Origin of the sequence: Bacillus cereus group sp. MYBK227-1 (assembly GCF_051916325.1) — a bacterium.
GTDB classification, from domain to species: Bacteria; Bacillota; Bacilli; order Bacillales; family Bacillaceae_G; genus Bacillus_A; species Bacillus_A cereus.
The window spans coordinates 1-14,860 of sequence record NZ_JBQAGK010000019.1 but is presented as its reverse complement, the minus strand read 5'-3'; the positions used below and the strand labels follow the sequence as shown (position 1 = coordinate 14,860).

Genomic DNA, 14,860 nt, shown 5'->3' with positions numbered 1-14,860 from the left:
GTATTAGGCACGCCGCCAGCGTTCATCCTGAGCCAGGATCAAACTCTCCAATAAAGTTAGTTTGTCTAGCATCTAAAATAAAAATTGACGTTTCACGTTGTTTGTTTCGTTTAGTTTTCAAAGTTCAATATCGCGTTTCAGCGACTTTTATAATTTAACATTTTGCGTTAAATCTGTCAACAACTTTTTCCTTTCGTTCCTGACGACGCTTATTAATTTACCATATTAATCATTTAATAGTCAACACTTTTTAAAAAAATGCCAAAATAATTTTATCTTGGCATGATATAAAGCTTAATAATCACTAATGCTGCCACACCCGGTAGACCTAATAAACTCGTTATTGCTGCTGTACCCATGTTAATTGGGATATGAAAATCAAAATATGTCCCTACAACATTTACGATAAAAAGCAATGCTATTCCTAAAGTAACATGAAAAATCACCTTACCTATAAAACGTAATGGCTTAGAGGCAACACCAAAAACAAGAAAAATAAATACTAAAGTAAGAATACCAACAATAATAATTGTAGAATTCATTTTTTCCTCCTTATGAATGACCTATACATCTATTTGTATGGGACAAGACAATAAAAAAGAACAGTTATCATATGCAGCATCTCTTTCATATACACTAAATAAAACAATACCTCAGCACTTAAAAAACAAAATAAAAAGGCCTGCTTAGAAAGCAGAACCTTTTACCATTGTTCCATTTTTACAGGACGACGCTTTGCTTCTTTCAACAAAAAGAAATATTTCGCCTCTGCTATTTTCAAAGAACAAATGACATCTTGAGACGGTTCTACACTTTGTTCGACCATTCTCTTCTGACGTAACCACTCATTCTTCACTTTTTCCAAAAGTACAATTAACTTATCGTCATACTCTTTACGCAATTTACCCTTTTTTTGAAAGAACATTTTTGTTTCTCCTCTTATACTTCTCTGCGCCCTTCTAACGCTTTGGATAATGTCACTTCATCTGCATATTCTAAATCTCCACCAACTGGCAGACCATGTGCAATACGAGTTACTTTAATGCCTGTAGGTTTTAAGAGGCGGGAGATATACATCGCTGTAGCTTCCCCTTCAATATTAGGGTTTGTTGCTAATATCACTTCTTGTACCGTTTCATCATGTAGTCGCTTTAAGAGTTGCGGGATATTAATGTCTTCCGGTCCAATTCCCTCCATAGGAGAAATCGCACCACGTAACACATGATATACACCTTGATACTCTTTCATTTTTTCCATCGCGATTACATCTTTCGGTTCTTGCACGACACAAACAACTGATTGATCTCGATGTGAATCATTACAAATATAACAAGGATCACGATCAGTAATATGTCCGCATACAGAACAGTACGCTAAATCTCGCTTCGCATTTACAAGTGCTTTCGCGAAACCTAACACATCATCTTCTTTCATATCTAATACGAAAAATGCCAATCGAACCGCTGTTTTCGGTCCGATACCTGGCAACTTCATAAAACTATCGATTAGTTTTGATATTGGTTCTGGATAATGCATGTATCAATATCCTCCTAGAACATTCCACCTGGTAAGTTTAAGCCTTTTGTAAATTTACCCATTGTAGAGTTTGAAAGCTCATCAGCCTTTTTAAGTGCATCATTTGTTGCAGCTAATACTAAGTCTTGTAACATTTCGATATCTTCTGGATCTACAACTTCCTCTTTAATCTTCACTTCAAGAATTTGCTTGTGACCATTTGCAATAACTGTAATCATTCCGCCGCCAGCTGTACCTTCAACTGTTTTTTCACCAAGCTCTTCTTGTGCTTTCGCCATGTCCTTTTGCATCTTTTGCATTTGTTTCATCATGTTATTCATATTTCCCATTCCGCCACGCATCATAATTAATTCCTCCTAATTATTATTACTCTTTTATTTCAATGAGTTCTTGCCCTACTAACTTCACTGCCTCTTCTATAAGAGGGTCTTCCTTTTTCTCCGGGCTTTCTTCAGACTCTCCACCTTCACGTTGTAAAAAGTCTTCACGGATTTTACCCCATTCACTTTTTGGAATGGCAATCATATTTAACCTTTTACTTAGCAATTCAAATAAAGCTTGTTCTACTGTATCCATAGCTTCTCGATTTTCGCTCGCCATCTTACAGTGAATCTCATATTGAAATGCTAAAACGTAAGTGTCATCTGAAGCTGCCACTGGTTCACTATTTTCAAGTAAAACGGCAAACGCTACTTTGTTATATGATTTGAGTCTTCCTAACAACTCACCCCATACAGCTTTTAATTGTTCTAAATCTTGACGCTTCGCTTGTTTTAATACTTCATTTACACGTCCGACAGGAATTTTCATACTTCCTGTTCGTACCGGTTTTGGTGTTGCACGTGTCTCTCTTACTTCCTGTTGTACACCTGCTGGCACACCGTTCTTTTTGACTTGCTCTAACTCTTTCTCCAGTTGCTGCATCCTGTTCATAATTGCTTGCAAACGATCTGTACCATTTGCTTGCATCATAAACTGTTGACACAATTGCACCATAACAACTTCTAAGAAAATACGCGGATGATTTGTCCACTTCATTTCCTGTTGTCCCTTACTAAGGGTATGAATAATCTCATAGATCACTTCCGGTTGCATTTCTTCACTCAACTTACGGAATTGATCATCTACAATTACTCGTTCCAACATATGTTCTAGTTGTGGTGAAGTTTGATATAAAAGCATATCACGATAATAGTAAATGAAATCCTCCATAAAACGAACTGGATCCTTCCCTTTACTCATCATTTCATCTATGATTTGCAATGCTCTTGATACATCATTTTCACGTATGCACTCTACTAAATTGCCTAAGTATTGCTGAGAAACAGATCCTGTTACGGCCAATACATCTTCTGTCGTAACAATCTCATCACTATAAGATATAGCCTGATCAATAAGACTAAGCGCATCACGCATACCACCTTCGGCAGCACGCGCAACAATTTGTAATGCTTCACCTTCCACTTGCGTACCTTCATTTGTCACGACCGTTGATAATCTCTCAACAATATCATTCACTGATATTTTTCGGAATTCAAAGCGCTGACAACGTGAAATGATTGTAGGTGGGATCTTATGAGGTTCTGTTGTCGCCAAAATAAAGATAACATGTCCTGGCGGCTCTTCTAAGGTTTTTAAAAGCGCATTGAATGCACCCATAGAAAGCATGTGAACTTCATCAATAATGTATACTTTATATTCTACAGCACTTGGAGCGTATTTTACTTTATCTCTAATATCTCGAATTTCATCTACACCGTTATTTGAAGCCGCATCAATTTCTAATACATCTGAAATGGATCCTTGTGTGATTCCTAAACAAGAAGGACATTCATTACAAGGTTCAGCTACCGGAGCATGTTCACAGTTAATTGCTTTTGCAAATACTTTTGCAATTGTCGTTTTTCCTGTTCCCCTCGGGCCAGAAAATAAATAAGCATGTGAAACTTTCTCTTGAAGAAGGGCATTTTGCAACGTTTTTGTCACGTGCTTTTGACCGACTACATCTTCGAACTTTTGCGGTCTCCATGTTCGGTATAACGCTTGGTATGACACGAAAATACGGCCTCCCTCAAAGGTTATTATCTCATTTATTATAACCCATTCTGTTTATAGATTCCAAAAGTTATTTTCTATACAAAAAACTCACCTTTGTATTAAGGTGAGTTTTGTATACATATATAACTGCCGTGCACCCTCCGTCGATTACGTACCATAAGCGTTACTCAAGCAGTTAGCTCGGTTCAGGCACTCCTGCGGCACACGAGAAGACCCGCTTATTGCTGCTTCCTTCCGGACCTGACAAGGTTCACGGGGTCCCGTTGCGCAGGACCCAAACGTCAACACCACTTACTTAAGGCAGACCTTACAGCAACATAACCTCGAGAGGGGATTCGGCCTCGCTAGAGCGGATTGCGAGTATAGGGCACCGCTACCTCCCCGCTTAGCACGGCAAAGTTAAAACCAATATTCGGTTGCCTTCATTAAAGGCATTATCAGTATAACTTGTTTCTTTAGAAAATGCAAATACGTTAGTTCCCAGTATTCTTCTCTAATTTTTTTATTGCTTTTCTTTTTTTACGAAGCTCTCTAAAAAAGTTTGTTAACAACGTACCGCATTCTTCCTCTAGTACACCAGATACTACTTCACATTGATGATTGAAGCGTTCATCCGTTAAAAGATTCATCAATGTCCCTGCACATCCGCCCTTCGGATCACTTGCACCATATACAACTCGCTTCACTCGTGATAAAACAATTCCACCCGCACACATTGGACAAGGTTCTAATGTTACATACAATGTTGCATCTTCTAAACGCCATGTCCCTAATTTTTTACATGCATCATCTATCGCTAGCAACTCAGCATGAGCTATTGATCTTTGCTCAGTTTCCCTTAAATTATGGGCAACACTAATTACCTCACCATCTAACACTATAACTGCTCCAATTGGTACTTCCTGTATTTCCTCTGCCTTTTTAGCTTCTTCTATCGCTAATTGCATAAAATAAATATCTTGATCTTGTTCCATAACATAGTCCTTTCATTACAAATAAAGTACACTTATTTCCATTTACTACACAGGGGATAACTTTTACAAATTCAATCCACCCTAAAAGAAAAAAGAGAGGGGATTACATATGAAAAATACCGCCTTGCTCATTATCGATATGATTAATGACTTTCAATTTTCCCACGGACCCATTCTAGCTAAAAAATGCGAAACTATAACAAACCCTATTTTACAATTAAAGAAAAAAATGAAATCCTTCGGCTATCCTATAATTTACGTTAATGACCATTATCAACTTTGGAGATCTGATATCGACCAACTTATTACTCATTGCACAAATGAATATAGCGAAAATATAATCCATAAGATTGCTCCAAGTTTTGATGAGTACATTTTTATTAAACCACATTATTCCGCTTTTTATGAAACACCTTTAAATTCATTACTAGGTTATTTAAAAATAGAAAATCTAATATTAACAGGGGTTGCCGGAAATATATGTATCCTATTTACAGCTAATGATGCTCATATGAGAAATTATAAATTGTATGTACCACAGGATTGTATCGCCTCTAACAACGACCAAGATAATATACATGCTTTAAAAATAATGGAAACTACATTGAAAGCAAATATAACATCATCAACCAAAATAAAATTTAATTAATACATATATCTATTTTCTAACTTTTTATATCAAATTAACCCGCTCGCTTCCCTCTTGTGCTACAATAATTCTGTTTTGTGTTTTTAGTAGTCACGGTAAATCACTGATTGAAAGGAGGAAACAGCGTGACCGGAGTACCATTTATCACGGTTGAAGGACCAATTGGTGTTGGAAAAACTTCACTTGCGAAGGAAATTTCAACTCACATGCAACTCCACTTACTAAAAGAGATTGTTGATGAAAATCCCTTTTTAGGAAAGTTCTATGAAGACATCGACGAATGGAGTTTTCAAACAGAGATGTTCTTTCTTTGTAATAGATACAAACAATTAGAAGACATTAACATAAAGTACTTGAATCAAAGGAAACCAGTAGTAGCGGATTACCATATCTTTAAAAATTTAATTTTTGCATCCCGCACATTAAAAGACTCTCAATATGACAAATACATGCAAATTTATCGTATCCTTACACAAGATATGCCTGTGCCAAATGTCATTGTTTATTTAACAGCTAGCCTAGAGACATTGCAAAAACGAATCGCCATGCGCGGAAGAGAATTTGAAAAAAACATGGATCCAAATTACTTACTACAGCTCACAAAAGATTATGAAACAGCAATGGATGCTTTTAAAAAAGATCATCCGGAAATACCAGTATTGAAATTTAATGGCGACGATATGGATTTTGTAAAAAATCCTGATGATTTAAACGTTATCCTATCTGCCCTTCAAAATACTCTCTTAAAGGAGTCGAAATAATAATGAATTTAAGGCAAAAATATGATATACCCAATGACGCAGTAATCACTATCGCCGGAACAGTAGGTGTGGGTAAATCAACTATGACAACTGCATTAGCTAATGCTTTAGGTTATCGCACATCATTTGAAAAAGTAGATTCCAATCCATATTTGGACAAGTTCTATGCGGACTTCACTCGCTGGAGCTTCCACCTACAAGTGTACTTTTTAGCAGAACGATTTAAAGAACAAAAAAGAATTTTTGAATATGGTGGCGGTTTTGTTCAAGATCGTTCCATTTACGAAGACACTGGAATTTTCGCAAAGATGCATCATGAAAAAGGAACAATGACGGAAACTGATTATGAAACATACAAAGGTTTATTTGACGCTATGGTCATGACTCCTTACTTCCCTCATCCAGACTTATTAATTTACTTAGAAGGTTCTTTCGATGATATTGTCGATCGTATTCAAGAACGCGGGCGCCCAATGGAACAGCAAACACCAATTGAGTACTGGAAAGAAATGCATGGACGTTATGAAAACTGGATTAACAACTTTAATTCATGCCCTGTATTACGCTTAAATATTAATGAGTACGATATTTTAAAAGATGGTGATTCAATCGAACCAATCATAAAAAAAATTGGCCATTTTTTAAAACAAACACGTAAACTTGTAAAATAAAAAACCCGTGCATATGCACGGGTTTTCCTATTAAATTACTTCTTCTTTGTTGGAGCAATAATTTCACTCTCAGGTTTTCCTGCGTTAATGCGCTGACGAACAGTACTTGTACTAATATCGTATGCTTCAGCAATCTCTTTAACAGTCATTTCTTTCCCGTTAATTACTGCCGTTAATACTTTACCTGTACGTTTTGGAGCTGCTTCTTTCTTTACAGCTGCTTTTTTAACTTGTTTTGGCGCCTCTACTTTACTCGTAGCTGGTTTTACATCACAAGTACAACCACAAAGTTTACGGAATGTATCATCACTAATAATGCGTGATACGTTTGCACCACTGTTTAAAATTCTATTGTTCTTACAGACAGGACATTGTACATAATATAAAGTTTTTCCATCTAAAGGAAACGTTTGTATAATAAGATCCATGTTGACTCCTTTCATATCTATGAAGATAATCATCGGAATATGAGTGTGTAATAAGGACAAAATTACCTTACACCATACTTTATGATTGGTTTTAAAATAAAAACTCGTTACGTGTTGGTAACGAGTTCTCCAATCTCCACTTATATGCGCTGTTGTCAATTATATCTGGAGGAGGTAGAGGGATTCGAACCCCCGCGCGACTCTCGCCGCCTGTCGGTTTTCAAGACCGATCCCTTCAGCCAGACTTGGGTATACCTCCATATTGACATCAAATATAATATCAAAAGAAAAACAGTTAGTCAACCCTACTAAAATAAATTATGAGGAAAGGAAAATTTCACTTTCCCCTTCCTACATTACAGTACTGACAACGCTCATAATTACCAATCACTCATACCGATGAATGTTTAAATTTACTTAATAACTGTTTTTCCTCCCATATAAGGGCGAAGAACTTCTGGAATTATAATTGTACCATCTTCTTGTTGGTAGTTCTCTAAAATAGCTGCAACCGTACGTCCAATTGCAAGACCAGATCCATTTAATGTATGAACATGTTCTGGTTTTCCATTTGGTTCACGGCGGAAACGGATATTTGCACGTCTCGCTTGGAAAGCTTCAAAATTACTACAAGAAGAAATTTCACGATATGTGCCATAGCTTGGAATCCATACTTCAATATCGTATTTCTTCGCTGCTGTAAATCCTAAATCGCCTGTGCACATGCTCATAACGCGATATGGCAACTCTAATAATTGTAACACGCGTTCTGCATCATTTGTTAACTTTTCTAACTCTTCATAAGAATCTTCTGGTTTTACGAACTTCACAAGCTCTACTTTATTGAACTGATGCTGGCGAATTAAACCACGTGTATCACGCCCAGCTGAACCTGCTTCAGAACGGAAGCAAGAGCTAAATGCAGCATATCTTATAGGCAATTGCTCTTTATTTAAAATCTCATCACGATGCATATTCGTTACAGGTACTTCAGCTGTTGGAATTAAGAAGTAATCTTCACTTTCAATACGGAATGCATCTTCTTCAAACTTTGGAAGTTGTCCTGTTCCTGTCATACTTGCACGGTTTACCATATATGGAGGTAATACTTCTTCATATCCATGCTCATCAGTATGAAGATCAAGCATAAAGCTAATTAAAGCACGCTCTAATCTTGCACCAGCACCTTTGTAAAATACGAAGCGGCTTCCTGTTACTTTCCCAGCGCGTTCAAAATCTAAAATTCCTAAATCAGTAGCAAGATCCCAATGTGGTTTTGGCTCATAAGTAAATTCTTTCACTTCTCCCCAAGTACGTGCTACTACATTATCATCCTCTGTTTCACCAACTGGAGCAGATTCATGAGGGATATTTGGAATAGATAACATTAATCTTTCTAAGTCTTCTTCAACTGTACGAAGTTCGTTATCAAGATCCTTTACTTTTTCTCCAACTTCACGCATTTCTAAAATTAGAGCTTCTGCATCTTTCTTTTCGCGCTTTAATACAGAAATTTGTTGAGATACTTCGTTACGTTTACTTTTTAATTCTTCTGTCTGAACAAGTAGTTCTCTTCTTCTCGTATCAAGTTCTTCAAAACGTCCGAAATCAGTTAAATCTTCGCCTCTATGCTGTAATTTCGCTTTTACTTCTTCAAAGTTTGTACGTAAAAATTTAATATCAAGCATTATATACTCCTCCTTTTATTTTATAAAACACAAAAAACTCCCGTCCCTATATAAAGGGACGGGAGTTAACCCGCGTTGCCACCCTAGTTGAAAGCATTACCGCTTTCCTCTCAAGTAGAAATAACGGCTCTTCACCGGGAATGCTTACTAATCCAAAAGATATTCCACATTCCATTCCAGGATGGATTCACAAACTGTTTCTATCGATTTCCACCAACCATCGACTCTCTATAAGAAACGACATTTGTTACTATTTCCTATCAACACGCTTATTTTATAAAATTGTTACCATCAATTTACTATAATCTTATACAAGTTGCAAGTTACTTATACAACTTTTTTCATTTTCGCTTCTTTTACCATTTCAACAAAGTATGCTGTCACACGATGATCATCTGTTAATTCCGGATGGAATGAAGCAGCTAAAAACTGATCTTGTCTTACCGCTACCATTCGGTCACCATGCTTAGAAAGCACTTCAACATTATCAGCTACTTCTACAACATACGGCGCACGGATAAATACACCAACGAAGTCTTCACCCACGCCTTCAATTGAAAGCGCAGCCTCAAAACTATCCTTTTGGCGTCCGAACGCATTGCGCTCAACTGTAATATCCATAGCACCAATATGTGCTTCTTCATAGCCAATAAGTGTTTTCGCAAGAAGAATCATCCCTGCACATGTACCAAACATTGGTTTACCAGACTTTGCAAATGTACGAAGTGGTTCCATGAAAGCATACTTATCAATAAGACGGCGCATTGTTGTACTTTCACCGCCCGGTAAAATAAGACCATCAATCTCTTCAAGTTGCTCTATACGCTTTACAACAACAGCTTCTGCACCACTTGCTTCAACTGATTTTACATGCTCACGAACTGCACCTTGAAGACCTAGTACACCGATTTTCACCATTTTAAAGTTCTCCTTTAATTACCATCCACGCTCTTGCATGCGTTGTTCTGGTAATAACGTTGAAATTTCGACACCCTTCATTGCATTACCTAATCCTTTAGAAAGGCTTGCAATTAGTTCGTAATCTTCATAATGAGTCGTTGCTTCAACGATTGCACGTGCAAATTTCTCTGGGTTTTCTGATTTGAAGATACCAGATCCAACAAATACCCCATCAGCACCAAGTTGCATCATTAATGCTGCATCTGCTGGTGTTGCTACACCACCTGCCGCAAAGTTTACAACTGGTAAGCGACCAAGACGTTTAATTTCAAGTAATACTTCGTAAGGAGCGCCAGTATTTTTTGCATATGTCATTAACTCATCTTCACGTAGACTCGCAACTTGACGGATTTCTGCATTGACTTGGCGCATATGACGCACTGCCTCTACAATGTTTCCTGTTCCTGGTTCACCTTTTGTACGAAGCATAGATGCACCTTCTGCAATACGACGTGCAGCTTCTCCGATATCACGGCAACCACATACAAATGGAACTGTGTAATCACGTTTATTTAAATGGTATACTTCATCAGCAGGAGTTAATACTTCACTCTCATCGATATAGTCTACCCCTAATGATTCTAATACACGTGCTTCTACAAGGTGACCGATACGGCATTTTGCCATAACCGGAATTGACACCGCACCCATAACTTCTTCAACAATTGTTGGGTCTGCCATACGAGAAACGCCACCTGCTGCACGAATATCTGCTGGTACACGCTCTAATGCCATAACGGCAACTGCACCTGCCTCTTCTGCAATTTTTGCTTGTTCAGCGTTAACTACGTCCATAATAACGCCGCCTTTTTGCATTTCTGCCATTCCACGTTTTACACGTTCTGTCCCTGTTACATTTGTCATGTACAAAAACCCCCCTAGGTGAATTGCTTTCCCCCGTTAAAGGCGAAAATTAAGAATACTCTTACATTCTACCACTAACTATCAGATGCTTGTCTACTACTTTTTCATAAAGTCGGTATGAAAAATAGGAATAAAAAAAAGCTCCTATCGTGAGGAGCTTTTAAAACCAACCTTTTACTGTATCAACAGCACTATTCCACATACCACTAAAGAATGAACCAATTCCGCGCATAGCACGAGTAAACCAGTTTGCTTCTTCTACTTCAGATGTCGTTACAAGATCCACTTGCAGTGACTTACCAGTTAAAAATCCAGGGTCGTTTGTATCTTTTGGCGTAATTACCATTTGACCAAGCGCAGCTCCCTTTTTAATAGGTGCTTCTTGTCCCTTACTTGATTCTTTTAATTCTGTTTTATAAACATCTTTACTTCCTTTTGGCACTGGAAGTGAAATAGCTTGTTTCGTTTGAACTGCTACATCTTTATCTTTCGCATTTTCTACTCGTACTGTTTCTTGTCCTTTTACTGAAGAACCTTTTTTATACATTTGTTTCACTTCAAAGTTAGCAAATCCATAATCATATAGCTTCTTTGTTTCATCAAAACGTGCTGTATGAGAACTTGTTTTAATAACTACAGAAATAAAACGCATTCCGTTTCTTTCAACCGTACCAGTGAAGCAATCTCCTGCTTCTGGAGTTGAGCCTGTTTTTAGGCCATCTACGCCATCATATTCTTTAACTAAGCCCTTTAACATCCAGTTCCAGTTCGACATTCCAAACTTCTCTTTTTCTGGACGGAATTCTTTTTTAGGGATTTTTGCTGTATCTAACACTTTTGGATAATCTTTAATTAAATGTTGTGCTAAAGTTGCAACATCCTTTGCAGACATTTTATTTTCTTCATCCGCTGTTGTTCCTTCAGGATGCATTCCCTTTAAATCTTTATTCGTTAAACCTGTAGAATTGACAAATTTATAATTTTTTAACCCTAGTACTTTCGATTTGTCATTCATCATTTTTACGAAGTCTACTTCTTTACCTGCAATTGCTTCTGCTAATGCAATTGTTGCACCATTTGCAGAAAAGATTGCCATTGCTTCGTATAACTCTTTTACTGTATAAGAGCCACCATTTTCTAATGCAACATTTGATAATGAAGCATCTTGTGAAACCTTATATGCATATTCAGAAACCTTAATTTTCTGGTCCCACTTAAGTTTTCCTTTATCCACTGCTTCGTGAACTAAATATTCACTCATCATCTTTGTCATACTAGCAATGGATAATAATTCATCTGCATTCTTTTGATATAAAATTTTCCCAGAATTCGCTTCTACTAAAATTGCCGCACCTGCTTCAATGTTTAAAGCGGCTCCTGTTTCAGCTGATGCATTGCTATATGGCATAAAAATGCTACAAGCTAGTGTAAGCACTGTTACCAAAGCAATGAATCTTTTGCAAAACATACCTTTCACTTTTGCTACCCCCAATATCTATGTACTCACATAACCGTTATTCTAACATAATCAAAAAAAAATAGACAGAGATATCAAATCTCTGTCTATTTGTATATAAGACATTATAATGAGTAGTTTGGAGCCTCTTTTGTAATTTGTACGTGATGAGGATGACTTTCACGTAAGCCAGCACCTGACATACGAATGAATTGTGCATTTTCGCGTAAGAATTCTAAATCCTGTGCTCCGCAATATCCCATACCTGCACGTAAGCCACCAACTAATTGGTGAACTGTATCTGCTAAAGGTCCTTTATATGGCACTCGTCCTTCAATACCTTCTGGGACAAGCTTTTTATTACCTTCTTGGAAGTAACGATCTTTACTTCCTTTTTCCATCGCACCGACAGAACCCATACCACGATACACTTTAAATTGACGACCTTGGTAAATTTCAGTTTCTCCAGGGCTTTCTGCAACACCTGCAAACATGCTACCTAGCATAACAACATGTGCTCCTGCCGCTAAAGCTTTCACCATATCACCAGAGTACTTAATACCACCATCAGCAATAACTGGAATACCGTGTTTACGAGCTTCTGTTGCACAATCATAAACTGCAGTTAATTGTGGTACACCAACACCGGCTACAACGCGTGTTGTACAAATAGAACCTGGTCCAATACCAACTTTAACTACGTTTGCACCAGCTTCAATTAATGCTTTCGTTGCTTCAGCAGTAGCAACATTTCCAGCGATAATATTTAGTGATGGGTATTTAGCACGAACTTCTTTTACCTTATCAATAACACCTTTAGAATGTCCATGTGCTGTATCAAGTACAATTGCATCTACACTAGCTTTTACTAATGCATCGATGCGAAGCATAGCATCCGCTGTTACACCAACTGCTGCTCCAACTAATAAGCGTCCTTGCTTATCCTTAGCAGAGTTTGGGAATTCAATTACTTTTTCAATATCTTTTATTGTAATAAGCCCTTGTAATACACCGTTATTATCAACAAGAGGGAGTTTTTCAATTTTATACTTTTGTAGGATCTTTTCAGCTTCTTCCAGTGTAGTACCAACTGGAGCTGTAATTAATTGTTCTTTTGTCATTACGTCAGAAATTTTGATTGAGTAGTCTTGGATGAAGCGCATATCACGGTTTGTAATAATACCAACTAATTTTCGCTCATCTAAATTATTTACAACCGGTACACCTGAGATACGATATTTTCCCATAAGATGTTCTGCATCATATACTTGATGTTCTGGAGTTAAGAAGAAAGGATCTGAAATAACGCCGCTTTCAGAGCGCTTTACTTTATCAACTTGCTCTGCTTGTTGCTCAATAGACATATTCTTATGAATAATTCCTAAACCACCTTGGCGAGCCATTGCAATAGCCATGTCAGCTTCTGTTACTGTATCCATTCCTGCACTAATTAACGGGATGTTTAGCTGTAAGCTTTCAGATAAAACTGTTTTAACACTTACTTCTCTTGGTAATATATCTGACCTAGCTGGTACAAGTAATACATCATCAAAAGTCAAACCTTCTTTAACAAATTTAGATTCCCACATAATTGTTCCCCCTATGATACCAGAAATTATTATTAGTAGCTTATCAATTGGTTAAAATACTGTCAAGGACGTATATATATGTTAGAATTTTTAGACAATAAAAGGAGCGTAATATATGCATCAAACATCTTGTACTTGGCAGCAGTTAAGTTTCTTTTTTTCATCTCAAAACGTACAACGTTATCTTGCCCGTTGTTATGAAAAATCCTCTATTCAGGATGCAGAAAAAAAAAGTTTTGAAAATTGTTATCCCTTTATTTATTACTTAGAACACGGGAAAAATTATTATGAATTATATAAGACAGCTCCATTTTCCATTCAACCAATGTTGTTATTTTATGGAATTAGTCAACTGTTTAAAGCATGCCTACTAACTATTGACCCTAACTATCCTGAATCCACTACTGTTTTAGCTCATGGCGTTACAACTCGCAAACGAAAAAAACAAGGGTATCAATTTTTAGAAGATGAGGTGAAGGTACAAAAAAACGGATTGTTTACTCATGTTGCAGAACAACTGTTTCACATGAAAAACTTAGAAGCAGAAAAATTTAACATGTTAGAACTAATGGGAAATATTCCAGAATTACAAAATTTATTTCGTTATAGTCAAAAAGGATCAACTTTATATAAAATTGATTCAACAATTAAAAATGAGCTCTCCTTTTCAGTCAATCTACTAGATCGATTACATATGACTAAAGAGAGATTTTCTCGTTACATTGAAACATCTTGTAAGCATTTATCAATACAACACGTACCTGAGAAGACTAATGAATCGAATTTACTTTTTACAGCGCCTATTCAATCATGGAATCCTATGTACAGTACTCCTTTATACTATGAACATCTTACTAATACTTATTATTTGCCACTTACGACTGACCCTAGAAATCCTAAGCCAATATTACCTGAACTCCTCATTCATTATTTATTGCTCTATAATTTAAGCATGATTTCTAGATATGAAACAGATTGGTGGTATGACTTACTTGGAAGTTATGGTTCTGAAGATTATCCATTTATTTATCAATTTCTAAGTATTTCTGCTCAAAAAATCCCTTACTATATTTCAAATTTTTTATTAATGGAACCAAATCTATTTCATGGGAAATAAAAAAACACAAGTCAAATGACTTGTGTTTTTAGTTGCTTGGCGACGTCCTACTCTCACAGGGACAAGGTCCCAACTACCATCGGCGCTAGAGAGCTTAACTTCCGTGTTC

16 protein-coding genes, 1 tRNA gene, 1 other RNA gene and 1 other annotated feature are annotated in these 14,860 nt (G+C 36.8%); of the genes, 4 read left to right on the top strand and 14 right to left on the bottom strand.

Annotation, left to right across the window (positions count from 1 at the left end):
* Nucleotides 1-272 precede the first annotated feature (272 nt).
* The 7 genes from ACTFRM_RS30945 to tadA form a co-directional block, all read right to left on the bottom strand.
* Nucleotides 273-542, bottom strand: a complete 270-nt coding sequence (locus ACTFRM_RS30945; protein ID WP_001089273.1) for a pro-sigmaK processing inhibitor BofA family protein — start codon at nt 540-542, stop codon at nt 273-275.
* Nucleotides 543-703: 161 nt separating this feature from the next.
* The gene (locus ACTFRM_RS30940; RefSeq protein WP_000466019.1) at nt 704-925 is read right to left on the bottom strand and encodes a YaaL family protein; all 222 of its coding nucleotides are present in this window, start codon (nt 923-925) and stop codon (nt 704-706) included.
* Nucleotides 926-939: 14 nt separating this feature from the next.
* The gene (recR, locus tag ACTFRM_RS30935) at nt 940-1,536 is read right to left on the bottom strand and encodes a recombination protein RecR (protein ID WP_000559169.1); all 597 of its coding nucleotides are present in this window, start codon (nt 1,534-1,536) and stop codon (nt 940-942) included.
* A 14-nt stretch (nt 1,537-1,550) separates the two neighbouring features.
* Nucleotides 1,551-1,877 (bottom strand): YbaB/EbfC family nucleoid-associated protein, encoded by a 327-nt coding sequence (locus tag ACTFRM_RS30930; RefSeq protein ID WP_014894853.1) that lies wholly within the window; start codon nt 1,875-1,877, stop codon nt 1,551-1,553.
* Nucleotides 1,878-1,902: 25 nt separating this feature from the next.
* The gene (gene dnaX, locus ACTFRM_RS30925) at nt 1,903-3,591 is read right to left on the bottom strand and encodes a DNA polymerase III subunit gamma/tau (protein WP_000121587.1); all 1,689 of its coding nucleotides are present in this window, start codon (nt 3,589-3,591) and stop codon (nt 1,903-1,905) included.
* Between the two features lie 132 nt (nt 3,592-3,723).
* An RNA gene (ffs, locus tag ACTFRM_RS30920) (signal recognition particle sRNA large type) lies at nt 3,724-3,988 on the bottom strand.
* A 79-nt stretch (nt 3,989-4,067) separates the two neighbouring features.
* A complete protein-coding gene (gene tadA, locus ACTFRM_RS30915; RefSeq protein ID WP_000434329.1) occupies nt 4,068-4,568 on the bottom strand; it encodes a tRNA adenosine(34) deaminase TadA in 501 nt (166 codons plus the stop codon).
* A gap of 109 nt (nt 4,569-4,677) precedes the next feature.
* Here tadA and ACTFRM_RS30910 point away from each other — a divergent pair, with 109 nt between their 5' ends.
* The 3 genes from ACTFRM_RS30910 to ACTFRM_RS30900 all read left to right on the top strand — a co-directional run bounded on the left by ACTFRM_RS30910 (nt 4,678) and on the right by ACTFRM_RS30900 (nt 6,649).
* Nucleotides 4,678-5,217: an isochorismatase family cysteine hydrolase gene (locus ACTFRM_RS30910; RefSeq protein ID WP_000798724.1), complete on the top strand. Its 540-nt coding sequence runs from the start codon at nt 4,678-4,680 to the stop codon at nt 5,215-5,217.
* A gap of 125 nt (nt 5,218-5,342) precedes the next feature.
* Entirely contained in the window at nt 5,343-5,978 is a 636-nt protein-coding gene (locus ACTFRM_RS30905) for a deoxynucleoside kinase (protein WP_000148218.1), read from the top strand.
* A gap of 2 nt (nt 5,979-5,980) precedes the next feature.
* Nucleotides 5,981-6,649, top strand: coding sequence for a deoxynucleoside kinase (locus ACTFRM_RS30900; RefSeq protein WP_001053585.1), 669 nt, complete (start codon nt 5,981-5,983; stop codon nt 6,647-6,649).
* A gap of 35 nt (nt 6,650-6,684) precedes the next feature.
* On the opposite strand, the gene ACTFRM_RS30895 is transcribed toward ACTFRM_RS30900, so the two are convergent.
* The 7 genes from ACTFRM_RS30895 to guaB form a co-directional block, all read right to left on the bottom strand.
* The gene (locus ACTFRM_RS30895) at nt 6,685-7,077 is read right to left on the bottom strand and encodes a DUF3797 domain-containing protein (protein ID WP_000364193.1); all 393 of its coding nucleotides are present in this window, start codon (nt 7,075-7,077) and stop codon (nt 6,685-6,687) included.
* 166 nt (nt 7,078-7,243) lie between these two features.
* A tRNA-Ser gene (locus ACTFRM_RS30890) sits at nt 7,244-7,336 on the bottom strand.
* A 154-nt stretch (nt 7,337-7,490) separates the two neighbouring features.
* Nucleotides 7,491-8,765, bottom strand: coding sequence for a serine--tRNA ligase (gene serS / locus ACTFRM_RS30885; RefSeq protein ID WP_000884187.1), 1,275 nt, complete (start codon nt 8,763-8,765; stop codon nt 7,491-7,493).
* Between the two features lie 51 nt (nt 8,766-8,816).
* Nucleotides 8,817-9,038, bottom strand: a binding site (T-box leader).
* Between the two features lie 54 nt (nt 9,039-9,092).
* A complete protein-coding gene (gene pdxT / locus ACTFRM_RS30880; protein WP_000238785.1) occupies nt 9,093-9,683 on the bottom strand; it encodes a pyridoxal 5'-phosphate synthase glutaminase subunit PdxT in 591 nt (196 codons plus the stop codon).
* An 18-nt stretch (nt 9,684-9,701) separates the two neighbouring features.
* The gene (pdxS, locus tag ACTFRM_RS30875) at nt 9,702-10,589 is read right to left on the bottom strand and encodes a pyridoxal 5'-phosphate synthase lyase subunit PdxS (RefSeq protein WP_000186165.1); all 888 of its coding nucleotides are present in this window, start codon (nt 10,587-10,589) and stop codon (nt 9,702-9,704) included.
* Between the two features lie 160 nt (nt 10,590-10,749).
* The gene (gene dacA, locus ACTFRM_RS30870; protein ID WP_157404442.1) at nt 10,750-12,057 is read right to left on the bottom strand and encodes a D-alanyl-D-alanine carboxypeptidase DacA; all 1,308 of its coding nucleotides are present in this window, start codon (nt 12,055-12,057) and stop codon (nt 10,750-10,752) included.
* Nucleotides 12,058-12,170: 113 nt separating this feature from the next.
* Nucleotides 12,171-13,634 (bottom strand): IMP dehydrogenase, encoded by a 1,464-nt coding sequence (gene guaB, locus ACTFRM_RS30865; RefSeq protein WP_000264088.1) that lies wholly within the window; start codon nt 13,632-13,634, stop codon nt 12,171-12,173.
* A gap of 115 nt (nt 13,635-13,749) precedes the next feature.
* Between guaB and ACTFRM_RS30860 the strand changes: the two genes are divergently transcribed.
* Nucleotides 13,750-14,751 (top strand): YaaC family protein, encoded by a 1,002-nt coding sequence (locus tag ACTFRM_RS30860; protein ID WP_173601129.1) that lies wholly within the window; start codon nt 13,750-13,752, stop codon nt 14,749-14,751.
* The last annotated feature ends 109 nt before the right edge of the window (nt 14,752-14,860 follow it).

Bases quoted from the DNA above. Each gene is read 5' to 3' on its own strand.
- ACTFRM_RS30930 (WP_014894853.1), bottom strand. From the start codon at position 1,877: ATGCGTGGCGGAATGGGAAATATGAATAACATGATGAAACAAATGCAA.
- ACTFRM_RS30860 (WP_173601129.1), top strand. From the start codon at position 13,750: ATGCATCAAACATCTTGTACTTGGCAGCAGTTAAGTTTCTTTTTTTCA.
- ACTFRM_RS30940 (WP_000466019.1), bottom strand. From the start codon at position 925: ATGTTCTTTCAAAAAAAGGGTAAATTGCGTAAAGAGTATGACGATAAG.
- ACTFRM_RS30910 (WP_000798724.1), top strand. From the start codon at position 4,678: ATGAAAAATACCGCCTTGCTCATTATCGATATGATTAATGACTTTCAA.
- pdxS (WP_000186165.1), bottom strand. From the start codon at position 10,589: ATGACAAATGTAACAGGGACAGAACGTGTAAAACGTGGAATGGCAGAA.
- ACTFRM_RS30945 (WP_001089273.1), bottom strand. From the start codon at position 542: ATGAATTCTACAATTATTATTGTTGGTATTCTTACTTTAGTATTTATT.
- dacA (WP_157404442.1), bottom strand. From the start codon at position 12,057: ATGTTTTGCAAAAGATTCATTGCTTTGGTAACAGTGCTTACACTAGCT.
- guaB (WP_000264088.1), bottom strand. From the start codon at position 13,634: ATGTGGGAATCTAAATTTGTTAAAGAAGGTTTGACTTTTGATGATGTA.
- tadA (WP_000434329.1), bottom strand. From the start codon at position 4,568: ATGGAACAAGATCAAGATATTTATTTTATGCAATTAGCGATAGAAGAA.
- ACTFRM_RS30900 (WP_001053585.1), top strand. From the start codon at position 5,981: ATGAATTTAAGGCAAAAATATGATATACCCAATGACGCAGTAATCACT.
- serS (WP_000884187.1), bottom strand. From the start codon at position 8,765: ATGCTTGATATTAAATTTTTACGTACAAACTTTGAAGAAGTAAAAGCG.
- ACTFRM_RS30895 (WP_000364193.1), bottom strand. From the start codon at position 7,077: ATGGATCTTATTATACAAACGTTTCCTTTAGATGGAAAAACTTTATAT.
- recR (WP_000559169.1), bottom strand. From the start codon at position 1,536: ATGCATTATCCAGAACCAATATCAAAACTAATCGATAGTTTTATGAAG.
- pdxT (WP_000238785.1), bottom strand. From the start codon at position 9,683: ATGGTGAAAATCGGTGTACTAGGTCTTCAAGGTGCAGTTCGTGAGCAT.